This is a genomic window from Microcystis sp. 0824 (genome assembly GCF_003112475.1).
GTDB classification, from domain to species: Bacteria; Cyanobacteriota; Cyanobacteriia; order Cyanobacteriales; family Microcystaceae; genus Microcystis; species Microcystis aeruginosa_C.
This window is the reverse complement of sequence record NZ_BDSM01000010.1, coordinates 19,938-42,913: the sequence shown is the minus strand read 5'-3', so window position 1 is coordinate 42,913 and position 22,976 is coordinate 19,938. Positions and strand designations below refer to the sequence as shown.

Sequence of the window (22,976 nt, the reverse complement as noted above, 5' to 3'; positions counted from 1 at the left end):
TCTGGCAAAAACAAAGCTATTTATCTCTTATCCCTCCTAACCAAGAGAAAAGAAAAAATTAATATTTATCGGCTGGAGTTAGCTGATATGATTAGGGAGATGACTATCATTCCAAAGTCAATGAGCGCAAGAACATTATTCGATAAAGTCTGGGACGCACACACGGTTAAGATTCTTCCCAGTGGACAGACACAATTATTTATCGGACTGCATCTAGTCCATGAAGTCACCAGTCCCCAAGCTTTTTCGATGCTGAGAGAAAGGGGTTTAAAAGTATTATTTCCTAGACGGACTATTGCCACCGTCGATCACATCGTCCCCACCGAAAATCAGGCGCGTCCTTTCCTTGACGATTTGGCTGAGGAAATGATCCGGGCGATCGAAACTAATGTTCAAAGCAATAATATTCCTTTCTACGGCATCGGTTCCGGTAATCAGGGCATAGTTCATGTGATCGCTCCCGAACGGGGTCTAACCCAACCCGGGATGACGATCGCCTGTGGTGACTCCCACACCTCCACCCACGGCGCTTTTGGGGCGATCGCTTTTGGCATCGGCACTTCCCAAGTGCGCGATGTTCTTGCTACCCAAACCCTATCCCTATCGAAATTAAAAGTGCGTCGAGTCGAGGTAAACGGCGATTTAAACCCCGGAGTCTATGCTAAAGATGTAATTCTCCATATTATCCGTCAATTGGGCGTTAAAGGCGGTGTTGGTTATGCCTACGAGTACGCAGGTAGTACAATTGAACGGATGTCCATGGAAGAAAGGATGACGATTTGTAACATGGCGATCGAAGGTGGGGCCCGATGTGGTTATATCAACCCCGATCAAATCACCTACGATTACCTCAAAGGTCGTGATTTTGCACCCAAAGACTGGGAAAGTGCGGTTAATTGGTGGGAAAGCATTAAAAGCGATGCCGATGCGGTTTATGACGATGTGGTGGTCTTTGATGCCGGCGAAATCGAACCCACAGTTACTTGGGGGATTACTCCGGGCCAAGGAATCGGGGTTAACGAAGTCATTCCCACTCCCGAAAGTTTACCGGCCAGTGAAAGAGCGATCGCAGAGGAAGCCTATCAATACATGAAACTCACCCCCGGCACCCCGATTAAAGGCACAAAAATCGATGTCTGCTTCGTCGGTAGCTGTACTAACGGCCGGATCAGTGATCTGCGCGAAGCGGCCAAATTTGCCCAAGGTCATCGTGTGGCCCCCCATGTGAAAGCTTTTATCGTCCCCGGTTCCGAAAGAGTCAAAAAACAAGCGGAAGCGGAAGGATTAGACCAAATTTTCCTAGCATCAGGCTTTGAATGGCGCGAGGCTGGCTGTTCCATGTGTTTAGCCATGAATCCCGATAAATTGCAGGGAGATCAGATCAGCGCCTCCTCCTCCAATCGTAACTTTAAAGGTCGTCAAGGTTCCGCCTCCGGTCGTACTTTGTTGATGAGTCCGGCGATGGTGGTAGCGGCAGCGATTAAAGGGGAAGTAACCGATCCCAGGGAGTTGTTACAGTAGTTGTCTCAATGGTGAGATAGGAGGCAGGAGTCAGGAGTCAGTATTCAGGAGTCAGGAGTCAGGAGTCAGTCTTCAGGAGTCAGTCTTCAGGAGATAGGAGATTGCCTTTATTTATTCTCCCCATCTCTCCCGTCTCCCACTTCCTAATTCATAATTCCTAATTCCGGCTCTCCCAGGTTTGGTGGCTAAAATGTATTCTAAGATACATTCCTCAAGAGCGAGGGAGTGGAAGGAACCACAGAGACACAGAGGACACAAAGATCGATCGATCCTATATATAGCGTTTTTCAGTCTGCTGAGGTACAAAAGTTATGGGTTTTAGGCAAAAGGCAAGAGGCAAAAGTCAAAAGGGAAGAAAAATATGTGTACCTCACTAGCTTAGGAAACGCTATAAGTTAAACTGATCACACAGAACCTAGAAGAGCCTAATTCATAATTCATAATTCATAATTCATAATTCCTAATGCATAATTCCTAATGCATAATTCATAATTCATAATTCCCACTCTATTTTAATTTGACTGCCATAATTGCCAAGCTTTAACGAGATTTCCCCCCATCAGGGCAGCCACTGCATTTAAAGTCTTAATTTCCTCACTATCGGGATTTAGTTGTCTAGCTTTATCTAAGACTTTTTGGGCTGCTTGCGGTTGCCAATCGTAGAGATAAATAAAACCTTGATAAGCATAATGATAGGGATTATGGGGGTCAATTTTAATCATTTCCTCCGTGGCTTTTATTGCCCCTGCCACATCCTGTTGTAGTACCTTAGAAATTGCTAATCCGTAGGCTAAAGATAACTTATCGGGGGGATTTTGTTGCTGTAAACGATAGGAAAAAGCCTTGTCTGCTTGCAGCACATAATCCTGAATCGAATCGTATTGATTGATACGATTAGTTAACTCAAAAATTGGCTCAATACCCGTTAATCCTTGACCAATATTAGCAGACTTTAAGCGCAATTGGGTCACTAAATCTAATTGGGGCGTTGCTAACTTGGGAACTTGAGGATCGATGGTAATTTGAGCGTTAGTTTTAATCGGATAGGTTTCGCCAGTTTCCCGATTGAGATAAACAGCAGATAAGCGATAAACTCCGGGGGTTGCTGCCGACTGCATGGCGGTTTTTTCAGTGACTTCAAAACCCTTTTGTTGCTCTTCTGGAGTTAATTTGTTTGCCATTAATCCCCCCATAGCTATACCGTGATCGTGCATCCAATAATCCTTACCGTCCACTTCTTGCCAGGTTAAAATCACTATCCCTGACTTTAATTGTTGCCAGTCTCCGGCCCATTTATAAACCACGGGAATGGCTTGATTAGGAGAAGCTTTTTCGGTAATGGCAATCTCTCTTAATTCCACCCGTTTTGGCGCATTTTCAAGGGGGTTAACCGTGACAGAAGGATATATTTTTCGGTGTAGGGACAGGGTGCTATCATCTGGCAGCTGCCAAGTTTTCTCCACTTGGAAATCTGGCCCGGTGGCGACTCGATTAACAATTTTTTTCTGGACATCGGGGACGGAACCCTGTTCACCAGTTTTAGTTAAAAACCAATCTAAAGAATTGACATCCTTTTCGATATCTTCTTCCCGAACTCCCACCTGTCTGCCGGCAACCTGGGAATTATGTTTACCACCGTAGAAAGAGAAGGTATGTTGATTTAATTCGGGGGTGGAAGGTAAAACCCCTAGGGTGCTGCGAAGATAGGGAGAATCCGCTAGAATCTCTTTAACTACTTCTTCGTTTTGCCAGCCGGTTTTTAAATAGGGATGGTGTTGTAATTGGGGACTGAAAACGTTAGTAATTATATCTCCCCCCAAGGGGAATAAATTTAAGCTGGTGAGGATAGCGGCAATAGTTATCGTTCCCCAACGGATACCAGGACCAAAACGACCGCGCCAAGATAATAAACCAACGGATAAAATTAAGGATAAAGTCGGTAAAAGCGGCAAAATATAACGAGCATCTTTATTGATGTTGAGGGATGATAATAGGTATCCCCCCAGCAGAAAAACTCCTAACCAAATCCACACAGGACGATTAACCTTATCTTCGGTTTTTCTATGGCGTAATGAGATTAATAATCCCACCACGGGAACTAATAACAATACCCAAGAAAGAAAATAGGGTAAAACTTGGGCGTAAAATGTCCAGGCATCTGGACTGGTAAGAGGCGGATCTCCCTCCAAAATCGCCGAATCTACCGTGGCACGTTTGCCCGCGGTTAACATTAATAACCAATTCGTCCGATACCAGGGAAACATTAACAATGCTGCCGTCAAAAAACTGAGCATTAATTGCGCTAGATTGCCCCAACGTTTTCGCCGGAGATTTTCGCCCAATACCCACAAAATCGGTAAAAAGAGGAAAAATAGGGCGGTTTGTTTGACTAACATCCCTAAACCGCAAGCAATCCCCACAGCGATCGCTTTTAGCCAGCCTGTGCCACTAAATCGCCACCATGTCAAGCAAAAGTAAGAAAACGTTACAATTGCCGCTAAGGGAAAATCTAAGAGATATTCGAGGCGATAATAGTATAAACCGGGGAGAAATTGACAGATTAAGACCGCCCATAAAGCCACAGTCCCATTAAAGAGGATAATTCCCAATCCGTACACAGAAAAGAGCAGTAGGGCGCTATAGATAGCCATTACCCACATACCCGCGTCAAGACTAATACCAAAGAGATTAAAGAAGGGAATCGTTAAAAGATAGGTTAAAGGGGGAATTTTCGGGGACATTAGCCATAAACTGCGCCACCAATCCCCATCAAACCAGCGCGGATTTTGGAAAGCTTGGCTATAGATAATCCCACCGTTGAGATAATCGGCCTGATCCCAAGCAGGAATAGTATGATCGAGACTAAACCAGAATCTATCGACTAATATCCCCAATATCCAAATAATACTGACAATAATTAATCCCTGTCTCCCATCTAGCGATCGCTTCAAAATGACTTCTCCCTAGTGCAACTCTCAATTATTTTCCCACGCTCTCAAGCGACCCTGAAAAAATCGCCAGCAAGAAACACCAGACCGATCGGGGTAAAATAAAGATTTAGTGAAAAATTGTAACAGGAACTTGACAAATGCGAGTGGTGATCGTTGGTGCGGGATTAGCGGGAATGGCAACAGCTATCGATCTGGTCGATGCGGGCTGTACAGTAGAAATCTTAGAATCTCGTCCCTTTGTCGGGGGAAAAGTCGGTAGTTGGGTAGATGCGGACGGTAATCACATCGAGATGGGCTTGCACGTCTTTTTTGGTTGTTACTATAATCTTTTTGAGTTAATGAAAAAAGTGGGCGCTTTTCAATCCTTACTGCTCAAAGAACACACCCACACTTTTATCAACGAAGGGGGAAAAATCGGCGAATTAGACTTCCGTTTCGTCGCAGGTGCGCCTTTTAACGGTTTAAAAGCCTTTTTTACCTCCTCCCAACTCTCGGCAGCCGATAAAATCTTTAATTCTCTGGCCTTAGGTACAAGTCCCATCGTCCGCGGTCTGATAGACTTTCAAGGAGCGATGAAAACGATTCGGGATCTGGACTCGATTAGTTTTGCCGATTGGTTTCGTAGCCATGGCGGTAATGACGGCAGTTTAAAAAAAATGTGGAATCCGATCGCCTATGCCTTAGGATTTATTGATACGGAAAATATCTCGGCCCGTTGTATGCTGACGATTTTCCAATTTTTTGCCGCTAAAACCGAAGCTTCCGTCCTGCGGATGTTGGAAGGTTCCCCCCACGAATACCTGCATAAACCGATTATTAACTATCTGGAGGCCCGGGGTGCCAAAATCTCTACCCGTCGTCAAGTGCGGGAAATTCTCTATTCTGGAGAGGGCGAAAATCTGCAAGTTAATGGCCTGATCGTCGCTAACGGAGAAACCACAGAAACTATCACCGCAGATGCCTACGTTTGCGCTGGTGATGTCCCCGGTGTTCAGCGTCTTATTCCCCAAGATTGGCGGAAAATGCCGATTTTTGACAATATTTTCCGACTAGAAGCCGTCCCTGTCGCTACGGTACAATTGCGTTTTGACGGTTGGGTGACGGAGTTAAATGATGCCGAAAAACGCCGACAACTGCAAAAAGCGGTGGGAATTGACAATCTTTTGTACACCCACCAAGCGGATTTTTCCTGTTTTGCAGATCTTGCTCTCACCAGTCCTAGGGATTATTATCGCCCCGGAGAAGGCTCTTTATTACAGTTGGTTTTAACCCCTGGGGACCCTTTTATTAAAGCTAAAAATGAAGATATTGCCCAGCACGTTTTAGCGCAAGTCCATCAGTTATTTCCCTCCTCGCGGGAGTTAAAGATGACTTGGTTTAGTGTGGTGAAATTGGCCCAGAGTCTCTATCGGGAAGCACCGGGGATGGATGTCTATCGTCCCTCGCAAGCGACTCCTATCCCTAACTTTTTCCTTGCCGGTAGTTATACCCAACAGGATTACATTGATAGCATGGAAGGGGCCACTTTATCGGGTAAACAGGCAGCCAGGGCCATCTTACAACAGGCCGAGCGCCAGAAATCTTTGGCCACGGTTTGAGCAAACAGCCGGCAATCTCGTCTGTTAAGAAGGGGTTGCCTCTAAACTTGTTTTCAGTGGCAAAAGATAACCGCTATAGCTAACTTGGCAAGTCAGCCTCTCAAGCCAAGCTATACAAAAAAGACCGATCGAGCTAGACTCGTAAAAAGATAACTCCATCTAGAAGGCTTACCCTAGACTGGAAAGAACGTCGGAAAAATCTCGTCAGAAATAGGAGTCAATCGAGTTTATGCCAGAGCTTGCTGTACCATTAGAGCTTGATTTCACCAGCGAAACCTATAAATCAGCCTATAGTCGCATTAATGCCATCGTTATTGAAGGAGAATACGAGGCCAATAGCAATTATATTCAATTAGCAGACATCCTCACCGATAACAAAGAAGAGTTACACCGTCTGGCAAAAATGGAAAACCGTCACATGAAAGGTTTTCAAGCTTGCGGCCAAAATTTGAAAATCACTCCTGATATGGATTATGCCAGAGAATTCTTTTCCTCTCTGCACGAGAACTTCCAAATTGCCTACGCAGAAGGTAAAGTTGTCACCTGTTTATTAATCCAATCTTTGATTATCGAAGCTTTCGCGATCGCTGCCTATAATATTTATATTCCTGTTGCTGACCCTTTTGCGCGTAAAATTACTGAAAGCGTAGTTAAAGACGAATATTTACATCTCAATTTTGGCGAAGAATGGCTAAAAGCTAACTTTGAAACCGCTAAAGAGGAACTAGAAGCGGCAAATCGCGCTAATCTTCCCATTGTCTGGAGAATGCTCAATCAAGTCGAGGATGATGCTCGTATCCTCGGTATGGAAAAAGAGGCCCTCGTGGAAGACTTTATGATTAGCTACGGGGAAGCTTTAAGCAATATTGGTTTCAGCACCCGTGATATCATGCGGATGTCTGCCTACGGATTAACTGCTGTCTAAAGCTTGAGCATCGAGATTTCTTTTTTTCGCCCTGCTGCCGCTCAACACAGAGCGGCTCTTTTGTGTATTATATTTAAGAGTCTTAACGATTTCTTAGCAATATCCTAATTTTTATCTAGTGCCATCTAGTTTAACGAAAGAACAATCAATGTTTGGTCTTATAGGTCATCTTACCAGTTTAGAACACGCCCAATCGGTCGCCGACGATCTAGGTTATCCTGAATATGCTAACCAGGGATTAGATTTTTGGTGTGCTGCCCCCCCGCAAATTGTCGATGATTTTCATGTCACCAGCATCACGGGGCAAACTATCAGAGGAAAATACATCGAATCCTGTTTTTTACCGGAGATGTTGTCGAATCGTTGGGTAAAGTCTGCTATTCGTAAGGTGCTAAATGCCATGGCACTCGCTCAAAAAAGTGATATCAATATCACCGCACTCGGCGGTTTTTCTTCAATTATTTTCGAGGAGTTTAATCTCAAAGATAATCGACAGGTGCGCAATATCGAGCTGGATTTTGGCCGTTTCACCACTGGTAACACCCACACCGCTTACGTCATCTGCACTCAGGTGGAAACCCTCGCTGAAAAAATGGGCATCGATTTAGCTCAATCCACTGTCGTGGTTTGTGGGGCCACCGGAGATATCGGCAGCGCCGTTTGTCGTTGGTTAAATGAAAAAACCGATACAAAAGAACTAATCTATGTGGCACGCAATCAAGAGCGTTTACAATCTCTGCAAGAGGAGTTAGGACGCGGTAAAATTCTTCCCCTAGAGGAGGCTTTACCCCTAGCTGATATCATTGTTTGGGTGGCTAGTATGCCTAAAGGGGTGGAAATTGATCTAGATAAACTCAAGCGCCCCTGTATTATTATTGATGGTGGTTATCCGAAAAATTTAGGCATGGTGTTAAATGCCCCCGATATTTCGGTGATTAAGGGCGGCATTGTCGAGCATTCCCTCGATATTGACTGGAAAATTATGAAAATCGTTAATATGGATATTCCCTCTCGTCAAATGTTTGCCTGTTTTGCCGAGGCGATTTTATTAGAGTTGGAGGGTTGGCAAACTAATTTTTCCTGGGGACGCAATCAAATTACTGTCCCTAAAATGGAACAAATCGGCGCAGCTTCCCGCAAACACGGTTTTCAACCTTTGTTATTTTAATTCATACCCCCAACCCCCCACGGAATTAGAAGTTTCAGGCGAAAAATAATTAGAGTAAGTGCTTGACTTTAGCGGCGGCTTGGGTTATGCTTGTTTCATAATGGTATGTTTGTGTTTATTTGCAACTGCTTAAATCACAATTATGAATAAACTCTTTTAAAAATATTATCCCAAAATCTGCCCACAAAAGCAAGCAAAATTTTGCCCTCAATTGTTAAATTTTGTTAAGAAAAATCCTAAGAGTGACAAGGGATAGGACTCCCTTCGCTGATCCGAGGTCTTTTGGGGGAATTATAGAGATGTGGGCCTGATTTTTAGCTCGTTCCCAGGTAGAACCTGGGAACGCTTTGTTGAGGTTCTACCTGAATACTACTTTAAGGCAGAGCCTTCGACTCATTGTTCGCTTACTTTTTTAAGGGAAGGGTTTTAAAATTGCTGTTACCTTTATCCTGTATGCTTTTTAGCGAATAAAGTAAGCAGAAAAGTGCCGAAAAAGCGATCGCCAATTGACTCGCTCAAACCCTGATCAATTCGTTAACTTCCAAATGGTCTTTTTGTACTAATAAATATTCGAGTAGAACGCTCAATGCGTTTGCTAGACTGTATTTGAGACAATTTATCAAATTTTCGGTTCGAGAAATGAGCGAACGGTGAGTTTGAACTCTCAAAAATTAATTATGCAAGAAATCTAATAATAATTAGGAGTGAGGGCTTGACTTTGCCGGCGGCTTGGGTTATAATTGTTTCATGATGGGATGTTTGTGTTTATTAGCAAGTGCTTAGGTTCAAATTATGAATAAACTCTTTTAAAAATATTATCCCAAAATCTGTCCACAAAAGCAAGCAAAATTTTGCCCTCAATTGTTAAGTTTTGTTAAGAAAAATAACAGTAGTGGCAAGGGATAGGACTCCCTTCGCTGATCCGAGGTCTTTTGGGGGAATTATAGAGATGTGGGCCTGAATTTTAGCCTTCTAGCAAAGACGACAAAACCAATAAACCCTATGAAAACTTGGTTAGAAGATCGCGGTATCTTACCCGCTTACGGTGGGGGGGTAATCATTGGCATTACCCTCTGTTTTTTCGGAGCTGCGACCAATACCATGGCAGGATGGTTGTATGCTATCTCTGGCACGACGATCGCCCTTTTAATTTTATCGATAATCTTACCGCGTCGTTCCCTTCTTCCTCTGAAAGTGCGTCGTCTTGCCATTGTACCCGTGAGTGCGGGAGACGATCTTAGTATTAGCCTAGAGATAGAAAATACGAGCAATCAGCCGATAAATCTGTTAGAAGTGACAGATCTGCTGCCAATTGTGCTTGATAGGTCAAAAATAACCCCAATAGAAGCGATTGCCCCCAAAAGTTGCCATCGTTGGACTTATTATTTACCCACCAGTAAACGAGGTATTTATCACTGGCAAGAAGTACAATTAAGAACAGCAGCCCCTCTCGGTTTATTTTGGTGTCGTCGTTGTCAGCAAGCAGCGGCTAAAGCTTTAGTTTATCCCCAAATTTTACCCTTACAACAATGTCCCCTGATCGATTCCCTCGGTCAAGAGGTGGCACAAAAACTAGAAAATAATCGCTATTATCAAAGGGCGAGTCAAGGACTTACCCGCAACCTGAGACAATATCGCCAGGGTGATTCTACCCGTTTAATTCACTGGAAAACTAGCGCCCGTTTGGGAGAATTGCAAATTCGGGAATTAGAAGTGTTAACGGGGGGACAGGAAGTGATTATCTGTCTCGATACCCTCTGTGATTGGCAAGAAGACAGTTTTGAACAGGCGATTATTGCCGCTGCTTCCCTCTATTTTTATGCCCATCGTCGGCAATTAAATGTGAAACTCTGGACCGGTGAAACGGGGTTAATTCAGGGGGAAAGGGTCATTTTAGAAACTTTAGCCAGTATAGATGCAAAAGCTAGTCAAAAAAAAGCTAATCTGCCTAATTTACCGCTAATTTGGTTGACAAGTAACTTCAATTCCATCGAACAACTCACCCCCGGCAGCCGTTGGTTATTTTTCCTCGCTGCCGATTCTAGGGAGAGTCCTTCACCCTTAATCCGACAGTTTAGCGGATTGGCGATCGAACCAGAAATTTCTCTACAACAACAATTACAAAAACCCCCTCGTTGAGAAAATGTCTGTTTACAGTTTAGATTGAGAGGAAATTCTCCAGAAAAAAATGCCCGTATCCCAGAAAAAGATGTTATGATAGAAAAGACTCGGACTCATGCGATCGCAACGCCTTAACCTTGTCAGGACCGGAAGGTAGCAGCAATACGGGATGCTTGTGACTGGCGTGATCTCCGGGTCTTTTTGTTGCCTGTGACGGTCACTGTCGTGAACGCTTTCAAAACTTTTCGATCGCTTACTGCCGAAACTCGTCGTCAACTACTGATCCTCTTCGTCACGGCGCTGTTTTTCTGGATAAGTATCACCACTCTCGTCCCCACTCTCCCCACCTATATTGACTCCCTAGGCGGTAGCAAACAAGATATCGGTTTTGTCATGGGGGCCTTTGCTATCGGTTTAATTTTATCGCGCAGTTGGTTAGGCAATCTAGTTGATCGCCGCAGTCGCAAATTAGTGGTTTTATTTGGAACTATTGTCGCCGCTACCGCACCCCTCGGTTATCTATTCTTTCGCGATCTTTCCTCTTTATTCGCCGTCCGTGCCTACCATGGCCTCAGTATCGCCGCTTTTACCACCGGTTACAGTACCCTAGTGGTGGATTTTTCCCCCGTTCGTCAACGGGGCGAGATAATTGGTTATATGAGCTTAACTGCACCCCTAGGCATGGGAATCGGTCCAGCTTTAGGCAGTTATCTCTACGAATCGATCGGTTATGACGGTTTATTTCTAGTTTCCGCCACCTCAGGAGCGATCGCCTTTCTCTTGGGTTTCTCCATTCAAGAACCAGACTTCAAGAAAAAATTAGCCGAAATGAAGGCAGAAAATCCGACAATTGAGCGCAGTTTCTGGGCATTATGTCAAGAGCGGGCTTTTTTAGTCCCCACCCTAGTTTTTCTGCTGGTTGGTACTTTATTCGGCGGTTTAGTCGCTTTTTTACCCCTGTTTCTCCTCGAAAATCAGATACCTTTTAGTCCTGGTCTATTCTACAGTTGTGCGGCAGTATCGGGCGTAATCGGACGGATTTTGTCGGGAGGAGCCAGTGATCGCTATGGACGGGGTTTATTCATCACTATTAGCATTTTTTGCTATGGTTTATCCATGTTGGTTCTATCTTCTGCTCGATCTTCCTCGGCTTTAATTTTAGCCGCTATTCTCGAAGGTACGGGAGGGGGGATTTTATTCCCTATGTTACTGGCTTTAATCTCCGATCGCTCTGGGCCCCAAGAACGCGGCCGGGCCTATTCTATCTGTATCGGCGGTTTTGATGTGGGAACAGCCTTAGCCGGTCCAATTCTGGGGGTTTTAGCAATTTCCTACGAAACTATGTTTACTTTATCGTCAGGATTGGCTGTTATTGCTCTCTTTCTCTTTTTTACTCTCTCTAACCCCACCATACGCCATTCTTTTCTCTTCGCTTTCGGTTTAGAAAAAGATCGTTATGCTCTGCGCGGACAAGTACATTGACACTGCCGTTGCCTAAAGGCCTGGGGATTCTTCGTTCACGGGGAGATGCCAAGTAAAAGCAGTGGCTTTACTTGGGGCTTGCTGAATAAATCTAAAAACCTTGTTGGATAAGACTTTTAGACTTTTTTCCCATCAAAAAGTGCCAGACATTGGGGTGATCGGGGGGGAAATTTAGGCACTTTTTCCCTGAAAATTAGGTAATTGACCCCCTGAAAATCGGTAAAACCCTACACCCCACACCCCACACCCCACACCCCACTTCCCCACTTCCCCACTTCCCCACTTCCCCACTTCCCCACACCCCAACCCCTAACCCCTCATCCCCTCTACTGATAACCAATGCTTCCCACCGTTGAGACTTTAATTATCGCCGTCGAAAAAGCCGACTCAGCTAATGAGTTACTAACCGCCGTGGAAAATTTAGCCGCCGCCAAAAGTGAAGCGGCAATACCCACCCTCACCGATGTCCTGAGATATAATAACCCCGGCGCCTCCGTGGCAGCCGTGGATGGTTTAATCGCCATCGGCAAAGCGGCGGTCCCCTATTTACTGGCCAACCTAGACGGTTATAATTATGGGGCGAGAGCTTGGGCAACCCGCGCCCTAGCAGGAATTGGCGATGTGCGAGGATTGAACTTATTACTTGATGCGGCGGTGAGTGATTTTTCCTTTAGCGTGCGGCGAGGGGCGGCTAGAGGCTTGGGAAATATAATTTGGTCTGATTTGGAGAAAAGTCGGGTCTCTGAGGCTCAGAAGGACGTTTTTACGGCACTGGAGAAACTTTCGCAAGGGGATCCAGAGTGGGTGGTTAGATATGCGGCGATCGTCGGATTGGAGGGACTAGGAACTGCGGCGGCGGCATTTCGCGGGGCGATTCGGGAACTTTTAGGACAGATTCGGGAGACAGAAGCGGAAATAGTGGTAAGATTGCGTGCTGATCAAGCTCTGGAACACTTACCTAAAATGTCGGATGAATGCCCCCGCTAGATTTTTCGACAAGATATTCACCAAAATTAGCGCGGGATGAAATCTGACCAGAATATCAACCCCAGAGCATCGGTTTAATTCCACCCTCTGTGGGTAAACTGTGTTATACTTAATTTATCCAATGGTCGTGGATTGTTAAATGCTAGTCGTAGAAGCGAAGCTAAAAAACGGAACACCAGAGCAATATCAGAAACTTGATGAAGCTATCAGAACTTCTCAGTTTGTCCGTAACTCTTGTGTTCGTCATTGGCGGTCAAATCAAGGGACAACCCGCAATGATCTCCAAAAGCTTTGTGCGGTACTAGCTAACAATAAAGAGACACCTTGGGTTAATAAATTAAACTCTCAAGCTCGTCAATCGGCTGCTGATAGAGCCTGGCAATCAATTAGTAAGTTTTACCAGAATTGTCATGCTAAGATACCAGGTAAAAAAGGTTTTCCTCGTTTCAAAAAGCATAGCCGTTCCGTTGAGTATAAACTAACGGGCTACAAACTATCTGATGATCGACGTAAAATCAGATTTACTGATGGTTTTAAAGCAGGAGAATTTGATTTATGGTGTAGTCAAAAAACTTTAGTTTATTATTCAGAGCAACAGATTAGACGGGTAAGAGTTGTTAGACGTGCTGACGGTTATTATTGTCAGTTTTTGATTGACGTAGAACGGCAAGAATACCATAAACCAACGGGACAAATAACAGGAATTGACTTAGGAATAAAGGAATTTTATACCGATGCCCAAGGCAATACCGTAGAAAATCTACGTTATTTAAGAAAGTCAGAAAAACGACTGAAAAAAGCACAAAGGAGATTATCAAAACAATTTCGTCAAGGAAAGAAACAGTCTAACAACTATCACAAGCAACGGATAAAAGTGGCTAGACTTCATCTTAAAGTATCAAGACAACGTAAAGACAAAGCAATTAAAGATGCTTTGGCGTTAGTCCAGTCTAATGATCTGGTCGTCTATGAAGCTTTAAAGGTAAGAAACTTAGTAAAAAACCGTAAGCTTGCCAAGTCGATTTCCGATGCTTCTTGGTATCAATTCACTGAATGGTTGAATTATTTTGCCAAGATTTATCGGATTGTTTGTATTGCTGTATCTCCCCATTTCACGACTCAAGATTGTTCAGTTTGTGGGACGAGGGTTCAAAAATCATTAAGCACTAGAACTCATCAATGTCCTAACTGTAAAACAGTCTTAGATAGGGATCATAATGCAGCAATAAATATTCTGAAAAAAGGGTTGAAATATTTGGGAAATCATCTCAACGGTACTGTTGGGCAAACAGAAACCGACCCAAACGCCTTGGGAGAGTCCGACCTCTGGGTTTTTAATGGAGACATTGAAAATCTAAGCTGTCTCGTTGAACAAGGAATTTCTAACAGCGATGTGGAAAGAATCCCCCGTCACAGCGTAGCTTGACGGTGGGAGTATGTCAAAATAAGCCTAAGTCAAAAGTAGAAAAACTTATTTCTCTACAGGGAGAAACAATTACACTAACATTCTATGAAATATTGGCAGGAAATTTTAGCGATCGCTCAACGAATTTTAGTAGAATTAATCCGACGCGGGCGTAGCTTAATCCTCTGGGGCATTTTCCCGATCCTTGTCCTGCTCTTAAATGGCTATATTATGGCAGAAAAAGGCAAAATTGAGCTTGCCGAGGCGATGGCTCTGGCTACTCCTCCCACCCTCGTTGGGGCGGCACTTTTCTTTAGTTGTTTGGGGGGAACCGTGGCGACGGTAGTAGCAGAAAGGGAACAACAAACGATTAAACGGTTATTTTTATCGCCTTTAAGCGGTGTTTCCTATTTTATCGGCATTTTTCTCGCCCATTGTGTGATTGCCGCCTGTCAGACAGTTTTAGTTTATTCTATTGCTAAACAGTATGGAGCCACTTTTAAAGGCTCAATTCCTCTAGAATTATTAATTATTTTTCTTAGTATCACCGCCTATGTGGGTTTAGGATTTATCCTCGGTACTCAACTGGCGAAAAGAACGGAAGATGTTAATGCCTTGGTGGGAACTTTTGGGGTTCCTTTATTAATTTTAGGCGGCGTTTTTCTCCCCACTGCTTTATTCCCCGACAATATTCTATCTCTGGCTAAATATAACCCGATCTACCACATGAATGAAGCTTTAATTGCTGTTTGGGCAAAGGGCGAAAATATACAAGATATTAGCTCTCATTTTCGCTTTCTATGTCTTTTTGCCCTAGCTATGGTAGCAGGTGGTTGGCTTACCTATCGACAAATGTTAAACCTTGAACGCCGATTGTAAATCAGTTATCAGTTATCAGTAATCAGTAATCAGTTATCAGTTATCAGTTAGAAAAGGCAAGAGTATTTATTAATTTGTCTTCCCATATCTTCCACTCCCTAATCCTGACTTCTGACTTCTGACTTCTGACTATCCTTGTTACTTTATTAAAAATGCTGACTATTAATAATGTCAAAAAAAATTACGGAAGACGCTTAGTATTAGATCAATTAAACTTTCATATTGAAGCGGGGGAAATTTACGGTTTACTCGGTCCCAATGGTGCGGGAAAAACCACCACTATTAACTTAATTTGTAATTTATTAAAACCCTCATCGGGAGAAATTACCTTTAATTATTTGCCAATTTCCAGAGTTACTAAAGAATTAATTGGGGTTGCCCCGCAAGAAAATTTATTGTACAAATCCCTTACTTGTGAGGAAAATCTCAACTTTTTTGCTCAGATTTATGGACTCGATCGCCCCCAGCGTCGTCATCGGATTAAAGCCAGTTTATCCGCAGTAAATTTGCTTGATCGCGCCCGTAGTCCAGTGGAAACTTTAAGCGGTGGAATGCAGCGCCGGATGAATATTGCCGTGGCTATTGTTCATCAGCCAAAATTATTAATTCTCGATGAACCAACTACTGGTTTAGACATCGAATCTCGTTATGAAATTTGGGATTTAATTGGAGAATTACGGCGCCAGGGAATGACAATTTTATTAACTACTCATCTCCTCGATGAAGCACAGCGTCTCTGTCAACGTATCGGGATTTTAAAACAAGGTCGTATTATTGCCGAAGGTAATTTAAATCAGCTGCGTCAGCACATTCCTGCGAAAGAAATTATTATCATGGATACCCAGGCTCAAGAAGCGGCCATAAATCGAGGTAAACAGTTAGGATTTACTCCCAAATTTTACGGTAAAGATTTAGCTTTTTGGTTAGATGAACATCTAGAATTAAGCGAGATTATTCGGGCATTCGACGGCATTAATATTGATTCTATCGCCCGTCAGACGGTACAGTTAGAACATATTTATATGGAAATTATGAATCAATTTTAAACCCTTTTTTGAAAATTAAGGTTGATGATCGGCATTTTTCTGGTAATTTACCTCAATTAAGTTAAATCGCCTTTTTTTACCGTCATGATCATCTATAATTTTTGGATAGGTTCTATTAATTGGAGACAAAATCAATGATGAAATTAACCTCTATCACTGGGTTATTGAGTCTATCGGCGGTATTATTAAGCTCACATCTACCGGCAGCGGCGCAAAATTGTCGGCCACTTTCTCTATTAGGCGGTGAAGGTAGTGAAGTTACGAAAAGCGTCTCACAACCCACTGTTCCAGGGCCTTTCGGTGTTACGATAACTCGTAATAATTGGAATACCGATTGGGCAGTGCCGGGGGGGAGACGTTTTCAGAGGTTTATCGTTACGGTTTCTGTCCCCCGGGCTGCCTCCTTTGATATCCGGCTGTTTCTCAAGTATAGCGACCAAACTAACGAGGAATTTTTTAATACTAATGGAGTACGAATCGAACCCGATAAACCCTTAACAATTACTGCCACAGTACGCGCAAATGATCAACCTTTTTTAGTTAATCTTTTTGTCAATGGTATTCAGCATATCGGTAATACCTACACCGCTTCTGTTGTCGGTTGTGAACGATAAAATATATAGGGTGTACTGAAAAAGTTTGTTAGTGGGGGTAGGGTGTGGGGTTTTAAGCTAAGAGGCATTTTAATCGCCTATCCGATTAGCTGAATCTCTCCCCATTCCTTTACTGTTGCCTCTTGTTTCATCTCAACAGGCAATTTAAATTCGCGGGCAGCCCCGGACTTTACTCTCTACCCCGATTGACCTTCAGTGGGACAATTAGATCAATGCACAATTAAAGCTTTTTGTCAAGAAAATAATATTAAACTTATCATTGATGTCTGCCCTGCCCATGCCCAAATTATCTGGCAATTAGCGATTAATTAGGCTACCCTAACTAATATGCCCCCATTGGCCTCGATTTAGAACTGGCTTTTATCCGTCCCCACCTTATTATCGATTTTTTTCGGAAATATTTATGTCTGAAACTATCACTCCCGCCATTAGCGATCGCATCTGTAAACACATGAACAAGGATCACGGTGATGCCGTGCTTTTCTACGCTCAAGTTTACGGTAATATTACCGATGCAGAAACCGCTCAAATGCTCTCCATCGATCCCCAAGGCATGGATTTAGCCGTAGAAAAATTAGGGGAGAGTCAAACAATTAGAATACCTTTTGAGCGCACCCTAGAATCAGCCAAGGATGCCCATAATATCCTCGTTGAGATGCTAAAAGTTAATCAAAGCACCCCTTGACAAAGACCGATTTTGCTCCTATCACCGAAAAAGATCAACCTAGAGAATTAGCCCATGGATCAGGTTAACAGTACGGGAATAAAAATACCCAAGTCTGGCTGGCGTTTACTGCCTTTTTTAGTCTTGGGTGTGCTAGTTTTTGCCTTTAATTCCTCCCTAGAATTAAATTATCTAGTCAAGGGTTATATTACTCTCTTGGAATTACAGGCAGGCATCGTGGTTTTATACTTTCTTTTGGCTAAATTAGGGAAATCTCAAAAATTATGAGAAATAGAACTATAGCGGCTTTACTAGCCTTTTTTCTCGGTTATCTTGGCATCCATAAATTTTATCTAGGGGAGAATTTGGCTGGTGTTCTCTATCTACTTTTCTTCTGGACTTTGATCCCCGGCATCATTGCTTTTTTTGAATTTATTGGTTTAATCATCATGTCAGATCAAGCTTTTGATGCTAAATACAATCCTAACTATCTCGCCAACAGTACAGAGCGAAGACTGCCAGAATCAGGCCAGCAAAAAACCGCTACTTTACTCCAGCTTAAAAAGCTTTACGATCAGGGAATTATTACTGCTGAAGAATACGAAGAAAAACGCAGAAAATATTTAGATTCTCTTTAAAAAAATATGTCTAATCTCTCTCCTCGCCCTCCCGAATCTTCCGAGTGGATCTGGCTATCCTTAGTCCCAGTTTTTGGTGGGCTTGCCATTGCTAATGCTGGCAAAAAAACTAATAACCAAAGCTGGTTATCCGTCGGCATTGCCTTGACAATTATCTCCTTTATTTTCCTTACACAAGAGGCTTTTATCGTCATTTGGTTTGCCCAAATCGGCCTGGGTTTATACATCCGTCAACAGCTTAATTCCCATCCAATAGCTTCGGCAAATAGAACCGATTCTAGACAGTCATCCTCTCCTCTCGAAAAAATTGATATTAACAGCTGTTCCACCAACGATCTGGTTCATAAATTAGGGTTGCCGATTGTCTATGCCAATGATATCGTTTCTGTCCGTAATGAAGGACATATTTTTACCGATTTAGAAGAATTACACTTCCTGGCTGGTTTACCGGAAAATTATCTCAAAAAATTGGAACCTTGGATTATCTTTGCCTACGATATTCGCCAAGAAGTTGACGTTTCTTGGCGTTGTTTAAACTACTACTCCGTTGCGGAATTAGTCAATCTCGGTCTTGACTTTTCCCTGGCCGATAAAATTGTCGCCGAAAGAGAAAAAAACGGTGTCTATCGTTCGGCCATCGAAGTGAGAAACCGGACAGGTATTCCCTTAAAATCCTATCAGCAATTGCTCTAATTAGCTTGATTAGAGTTCTTGCATATAGCACTTTTCACGTTACTGAGGTATCGACAAGTTTTGCCAACAAGGGGCTTAAGCCCCTTGCCCATGCCTCATTCTGATGAAAACTGCTATAATTAATTTTTGATAGTTCAAAAATTAGAAAAATAGGCATAAAATTCTATAAAATCTCTAAATAGAGCATTTAATTGATTAATGCTCATTCTTAATTCTCCTGACTACTGACTACTGGCTCCTGACTCCTAACCCCACCAATAAACTTTTTCAGCAGACCCTAGTTATAGCTTGAATTGCTTTTCTATCAAAGACACGATCCAACTTCTGGGTAAAAAACGGGGCAGATTGACGATAATTTTATTAGCCAATTTACCTGCTACCACGTTGGGGCGTTTGTTTGCCAAGGCAGTTAAAGCCTCTTGTACCACCACTTCTGCCGAATCTAACCGGCCGTTTTTGCCCATAAAGGCACTGGGAAATCGGGCTACCTCAAAAAAATTCGACTCCGTCGGACCGGGGCAAAGAGCGAGGATTTTAACGCCTTTGTCTTTATTTTCTGCCCAGAGAGACTCGCTAAAGCTGAGGACAAAAGCTTTTGTCGCCGCATAGACGGAAAGATAGGGCAGCGGTTGAAACCCGGCAATGGAAGCAACATTGATAATTGCCCCCCCAGCACCAGCAAGCATGGGACGGAGAAAATAGTGGCTTAATTCCACCAATACCAGATTATTTAACTGGATCATTTCTAACTGTCGGGCTAAATCCTGCTCGCTAAAAGCCCCATAATCACCAAAACCGGCATTATTGACCAGTAAATCAACGTTGATTCCTTTTTGGTTCATCGTATCATATACAAGCTTTCCCGCCCCGGCAACGGTCAGATCTTGAACGATAACTGTCACTTTTACCCCGTATTGTTCCTCTAATTCCGCCGCTAATTGTTCTAGTTTATTCCTAGATCTAGCGACTAAAATTAGCTCCATTTGCCGTTGGGCAAGTTGACGGGCAAAGACGACACCGATACCAGTGGAAGCACCGGTAATGAGGGCTGTTTTCATAGAAGATCAATCAAAAATAGCTTTTTTGCTGGAATTGTACCACAATTACCCTTCCATTTACAGTTCTTAACTTGGCGGGGAAGGCATTTTTTCAACTCAGAATATATGTTAGGCTAGAAATAGAACAAAGGTCGAGGGAGGTGCAGAAATGACAGTTATAAGCTTCACTGATCAAGATATTGCCAAATATACCGCCGCTGATATTGCTTCTTTAGCCGAACGACTAGAAAAAGATGAGTATAGCAACCCCTTCGAGGCTTTGCGGGATTGGCATCTGTTGCGAGCGATCGCTTTTCAAAGGCAGGAATTAGCCGAACCTTATCTTTATCTGTTGGATCTAGAAGCCTACGATGAGGCTTAAAGTGGCTTCGTTAAACAAAACTTAACACAAATTACTGGGGGTGTGAGACTAGCACACCCATTATTTTTGATTATGGTATTCTCTGGCTGAAAAAAGCCCCTAGCTTTTTGCTCCTTATTTCCCTACTATCAATAACAAAGTATTTTTAGGCGATCGACTAAATTATGGGCAAACAATACAACGTTTATGGGATCGGTAACGCGCTCGTCGATATGGAATTTCAAGTCTCTCCTGAATTACTGCAAGAATTAGGCATCGATAAAGGAGTGATGACGCTGGTGGACGAAAATCGTCAAACCCAGTTGATGGAAAAATTGGCTCTTGATTGTAAACGCAGCGGCGGCGGATCGGCGGCGAATACCCTAGTAGCGATCGCTCAGTTGGGGGGTAGAGGTTTCTATTCCTGTAAAGTGGGCAATGACGAATTAGGTAAGTTTTATCTGCAAGATCTGCGGGCCTGTGGTTTGCATACCAATGAACACGGCGGCGAAAAAGAGGTGGGAATCACGGGAAAATGTCTAGTTTTTGTGACTCCCGATGCCGATCGCACCATGAATACTTTTCTCGGCATCACCGGGGAAATTTCCGAACGGGAATTAGTCCCCTCAGCGATCGCTAATGCCGATTATCTCTATCTCGAAGGTTATCTCGTCACCTCTCCCACTGCCAAAGCTGCCGCTATTAAAGGGCGAGAAATTGCTCAGGCTGCTGGAGTGAAAACCGCTTTATCCCTGTCGGATCCCAATATGGCGATCTTCTTCCGGGAGGGATTACTGGAAATGATCGGAACGGGGTTAGATTTCGTTTTCGCTAACGAGTCGGAAGCTTTGACTATTTCTGGCAGCGAGGAAATCGAGTCAGCGATCGCCTATTTTAAAACCATTGCCAAAGGATTCGCTATCACCCGGGGTGCTAGTGGTTCTTTGATCTATGATGGCGAAAATCTCCTGGAAATTGACTCCCATCCCGTACAGGCGATCGATACCGTCGGCGCAGGGGATATGTATGCAGGTGCGTTTCTCTACGGTATTACCCACGGTATGGGTTACAAAGGAGCAGGAAATCTCGCTTCTCTAGCGGCTGCCCGGGTGGTTTCTACTTTTGGGGCGCGTTTACAAACCGAGGAAATTCAATCCCTGCGCGATTCGATCGTTTTGGGATAGGTTTTGTCAGTGATCAGCTTTCAGTCAGTAGTCAGGTTTTTTCTCCCTGCTCCCTGCTCATAGACAGTCTTAACGAGTAATTTAGATAGTTATACTAAATCCTGTTTAAAAGTTATAGGAGAGTGGGGAGAAGGGAGCGGGTTTTTTTAAGTGGGATTGGGAGTTAATCATGCTATTAAAAACCGATTCAGTATAACGTTTCCGTTAGACATCAGACACTAATGGTAAACGACGAATACGAATACGGCTTGGCTCAACCGTAATGGCTGATCCTTGTTCTAAATCCTCCTCGCACTCAGGGATTACTGTCAACAAAAGATTCGTAAGTGCTTGGGCGCGTAATCTTTCAACCCGAATGCGAATGACTGAAGGAGTCTTCGCCACATCAAGTGCCAGCAATGTATGGAAATCCGCATCGAGAGTAGCAACAACCCGTCCCTCGTCTCTAGCCCTTTGGATAATGTCTGAGTCTTCAGCTTCAGACATCCCTATTTGGCCAACATGAATAGTGTCGATCCCAGCATCACATAATAAAGTTGCCGCAGAAAGCGGTAGTCCCTGATCAAGCAACAGCTTCATAGCGATTAGGAAGTTCAATGATGCGATCATCCAAGTAGGAAGAGGCAAAAATTAGGGCTTGTCGAATATCTTCATCCTCCAGTTCGGGAAACTCTTGATGTAATTCTGCTCGATCGGGATAAGTTGCCAGTAGCTCAATCACTCGACGAACCGTAAGGCGAAGGTTACGGATGCAGGGTTGCCCATTCATACGGTTTGGATTGCTCGTAATACGATCTAGTTTCATTAAAGTAATTCTATTTCTTCATGATCATTTTAACCTTTAGCGGGGGTAAGCAATGCTTGAAAGACATACTCCACATATCCATTCTCCGTCATCAGATAAACCGTCACCCATACTATCTTTATATCACGTCCAAAAGCCTGTTAGTCAGATTAGCCCACACCACACTTAAACCTACAGTTTTAATCAATGGGCATGGTGCGTTCCCCAAAATCGATCAGTGGAGCAGTGGGACTTGCATTAGGGAACGCACCCTACCAGATCGGCGACTATGTACAAGAAACAGTGCGATATGATCGCTCTTTAGTCAATTTCTCTTACAATCTGCTGTTGAATTAATTTTAGCAAGGATTTTCGGGATTTTTCAATACATACTCTTCTATTTTGACCCCGTTCAAAGCTATCACTGGAAAATAAATGGTTAGACATTTTCCGATAACTACCGCTCCATCTACCATCTTCGAGATTCCTATAGCTTAATTCATAAATAATATAGTCTCCTGCATAATATTGTGTATATGATTGCATCATTATTCTTTCCCCATCGGGGGTAATCAAGGCAATATTACATAAGCCGGGACGCTGTTGTCTTTGTGATAATGCCTCTGATCTTTGTTTTAATTTTTGGTTGAAAGTCTCCTCTTTCTCTTTTCTCTCTCTTTGAGCATCAAGTGATCCTGCTATTGAAGATATAACATCTGGTATTTTCCCAACAGCCATGTTACCTAAAGTCCCGATTAATGAACCGATCAATTCATTCATTTGGTCAAATCCTTAATTCTTTAAAACAAATTTCGGTCTAACTACATATTATAGGTCAACTTTCTCCATAAAACTCTCCAAAGTAACGATATGGGTCAACCTTCTGTATATCACCCCATTTAGGCGCAATCGCCAGAA

The 22,976-nt window shown here is 43.3% G+C and carries 23 protein-coding genes and 1 other RNA gene; 19 read left to right on the top strand and 5 right to left on the bottom strand.

The window, feature by feature from the left end; genetic code table 11:
* Positions 1-120 precede the first annotated feature (120 nt).
* Positions 121-1,521, top strand: a complete 1,401-nt coding sequence (leuC, locus tag N0824_RS04615; protein ID WP_199224878.1) for a 3-isopropylmalate dehydratase large subunit — start codon at positions 121-123, stop codon at positions 1,519-1,521.
* 225 nt (positions 1,522-1,746) lie between these two features.
* Positions 1,747-1,920, top strand: coding sequence for a hypothetical protein (locus tag N0824_RS20660; protein WP_158269537.1), 174 nt, complete (start codon positions 1,747-1,749; stop codon positions 1,918-1,920).
* 113 nt (positions 1,921-2,033) lie between these two features.
* Here N0824_RS20660 and N0824_RS04610 read toward each other — a convergent pair whose 3' ends face one another.
* Positions 2,034-4,472 (bottom strand): glycosyltransferase family 39 protein, encoded by a 2,439-nt coding sequence (locus N0824_RS04610; protein WP_108935889.1) that lies wholly within the window; start codon positions 4,470-4,472, stop codon positions 2,034-2,036.
* A 137-nt stretch (positions 4,473-4,609) separates the two neighbouring features.
* Between N0824_RS04610 and zds the strand changes: the two genes are divergently transcribed.
* The 15 genes from zds to N0824_RS04535 all read left to right on the top strand — a co-directional run bounded on the left by zds (position 4,610) and on the right by N0824_RS04535 (position 18,692).
* The gene (zds, locus tag N0824_RS04605; RefSeq protein ID WP_108935888.1) at positions 4,610-6,070 is read left to right on the top strand and encodes a 9,9'-di-cis-zeta-carotene desaturase; all 1,461 of its coding nucleotides are present in this window, start codon (positions 4,610-4,612) and stop codon (positions 6,068-6,070) included.
* Between the two features lie 229 nt (positions 6,071-6,299).
* On the top strand, positions 6,300-6,995 hold the full coding sequence (locus tag N0824_RS04600; protein WP_108935887.1) for an aldehyde oxygenase (deformylating): 696 nt from the start codon (positions 6,300-6,302) through the stop codon (positions 6,993-6,995).
* Between the two features lie 148 nt (positions 6,996-7,143).
* Positions 7,144-8,163 carry a long-chain acyl-[acyl-carrier-protein] reductase gene (locus N0824_RS04595; RefSeq protein ID WP_108935886.1) on the top strand — a complete coding sequence of 340 codons (1,020 nt, stop codon included), beginning with the start codon at positions 7,144-7,146 and terminating at the stop codon, positions 8,161-8,163.
* Positions 8,164-9,165: 1,002 nt separating this feature from the next.
* Positions 9,166-10,302: a DUF58 domain-containing protein gene (locus tag N0824_RS04590; protein ID WP_108935885.1), complete on the top strand. Its 1,137-nt coding sequence runs from the start codon at positions 9,166-9,168 to the stop codon at positions 10,300-10,302.
* 86 nt (positions 10,303-10,388) lie between these two features.
* Positions 10,389-10,485: signal recognition particle sRNA small type (gene ffs / locus N0824_RS04585), an RNA gene on the top strand.
* 9 nt (positions 10,486-10,494) lie between these two features.
* On the top strand, positions 10,495-11,766 hold the full coding sequence (locus N0824_RS04580) for an MFS transporter (protein WP_108935909.1): 1,272 nt from the start codon (positions 10,495-10,497) through the stop codon (positions 11,764-11,766).
* Positions 11,767-12,105: 339 nt separating this feature from the next.
* Complete coding sequence (locus N0824_RS04575; RefSeq protein ID WP_108935884.1) at positions 12,106-12,753, top strand: HEAT repeat domain-containing protein; 648 nt, start codon at positions 12,106-12,108, stop codon at positions 12,751-12,753.
* A 139-nt stretch (positions 12,754-12,892) separates the two neighbouring features.
* Positions 12,893-14,179: an RNA-guided endonuclease TnpB family protein gene (locus N0824_RS04570; protein ID WP_108935883.1), complete on the top strand. Its 1,287-nt coding sequence runs from the start codon at positions 12,893-12,895 to the stop codon at positions 14,177-14,179.
* Positions 14,180-14,263: 84 nt separating this feature from the next.
* Entirely contained in the window at positions 14,264-15,037 is a 774-nt protein-coding gene (locus tag N0824_RS04565) for an ABC transporter permease (protein ID WP_108935882.1), read from the top strand.
* A 152-nt stretch (positions 15,038-15,189) separates the two neighbouring features.
* Complete coding sequence (locus N0824_RS04560; protein ID WP_108935881.1) at positions 15,190-16,083, top strand: ABC transporter ATP-binding protein; 894 nt, start codon at positions 15,190-15,192, stop codon at positions 16,081-16,083.
* A gap of 134 nt (positions 16,084-16,217) precedes the next feature.
* Entirely contained in the window at positions 16,218-16,697 is a 480-nt protein-coding gene (locus N0824_RS04555) for a hypothetical protein (protein ID WP_002784577.1), read from the top strand.
* 403 nt (positions 16,698-17,100) lie between these two features.
* On the top strand, positions 17,101-17,382 hold the full coding sequence (locus tag N0824_RS04550) for a DUF2470 domain-containing protein (RefSeq protein ID WP_004268454.1): 282 nt from the start codon (positions 17,101-17,103) through the stop codon (positions 17,380-17,382).
* Positions 17,383-17,436: 54 nt separating this feature from the next.
* A complete protein-coding gene (locus N0824_RS04545; protein ID WP_108935880.1) occupies positions 17,437-17,649 on the top strand; it encodes a hypothetical protein in 213 nt (70 codons plus the stop codon).
* Positions 17,646-17,999, top strand: a complete 354-nt coding sequence (locus N0824_RS04540) for an NINE protein (RefSeq protein WP_106908082.1) — start codon at positions 17,646-17,648, stop codon at positions 17,997-17,999. The genes N0824_RS04545 and N0824_RS04540 overlap by 4 nt, the downstream gene beginning before the upstream one ends.
* Positions 18,000-18,005: 6 nt before the next feature.
* Entirely contained in the window at positions 18,006-18,692 is a 687-nt protein-coding gene (locus N0824_RS04535; RefSeq protein WP_108935879.1) for a helix-hairpin-helix domain-containing protein, read from the top strand.
* Positions 18,693-18,973: 281 nt separating this feature from the next.
* On the opposite strand, the gene N0824_RS04530 is transcribed toward N0824_RS04535, so the two are convergent.
* Positions 18,974-19,750: an SDR family oxidoreductase gene (locus tag N0824_RS04530; protein ID WP_002784583.1), complete on the bottom strand. Its 777-nt coding sequence runs from the start codon at positions 19,748-19,750 to the stop codon at positions 18,974-18,976.
* Positions 19,751-19,898: 148 nt separating this feature from the next.
* Between N0824_RS04530 and N0824_RS04525 the strand changes: the two genes are divergently transcribed.
* Together N0824_RS04525 and N0824_RS04520 are read left to right on the top strand one after the other, a co-directional pair.
* Positions 19,899-20,111 carry a DUF2555 domain-containing protein gene (locus N0824_RS04525; RefSeq protein ID WP_002732311.1) on the top strand — a complete coding sequence of 71 codons (213 nt, stop codon included), beginning with the start codon at positions 19,899-19,901 and terminating at the stop codon, positions 20,109-20,111.
* A 164-nt stretch (positions 20,112-20,275) separates the two neighbouring features.
* Complete coding sequence (locus tag N0824_RS04520) at positions 20,276-21,274, top strand: adenosine kinase (protein ID WP_002734298.1); 999 nt, start codon at positions 20,276-20,278, stop codon at positions 21,272-21,274.
* Positions 21,275-21,478: 204 nt separating this feature from the next.
* Here the strand turns inward: N0824_RS04520 and N0824_RS04515 are convergent, their stop codons facing one another.
* The 3 genes from N0824_RS04515 to N0824_RS04505 all read right to left on the bottom strand — a co-directional run bounded on the left by N0824_RS04515 (position 21,479) and on the right by N0824_RS04505 (position 22,838).
* Positions 21,479-21,853 carry a DUF5615 family PIN-like protein gene (locus N0824_RS04515; protein ID WP_002784585.1) on the bottom strand — a complete coding sequence of 125 codons (375 nt, stop codon included), beginning with the start codon at positions 21,851-21,853 and terminating at the stop codon, positions 21,479-21,481.
* On the bottom strand, positions 21,837-22,079 hold the full coding sequence (locus N0824_RS04510; protein WP_002761871.1) for a DUF433 domain-containing protein: 243 nt from the start codon (positions 22,077-22,079) through the stop codon (positions 21,837-21,839). Before N0824_RS04510 ends, N0824_RS04515 begins: the two co-directional genes overlap by 17 nt.
* Before the next feature lie 300 nt (positions 22,080-22,379).
* Positions 22,380-22,838 (bottom strand): hypothetical protein, encoded by a 459-nt coding sequence (locus N0824_RS04505; RefSeq protein WP_002793882.1) that lies wholly within the window; start codon positions 22,836-22,838, stop codon positions 22,380-22,382.
* Positions 22,839-22,976 lie beyond the last annotated feature (138 nt).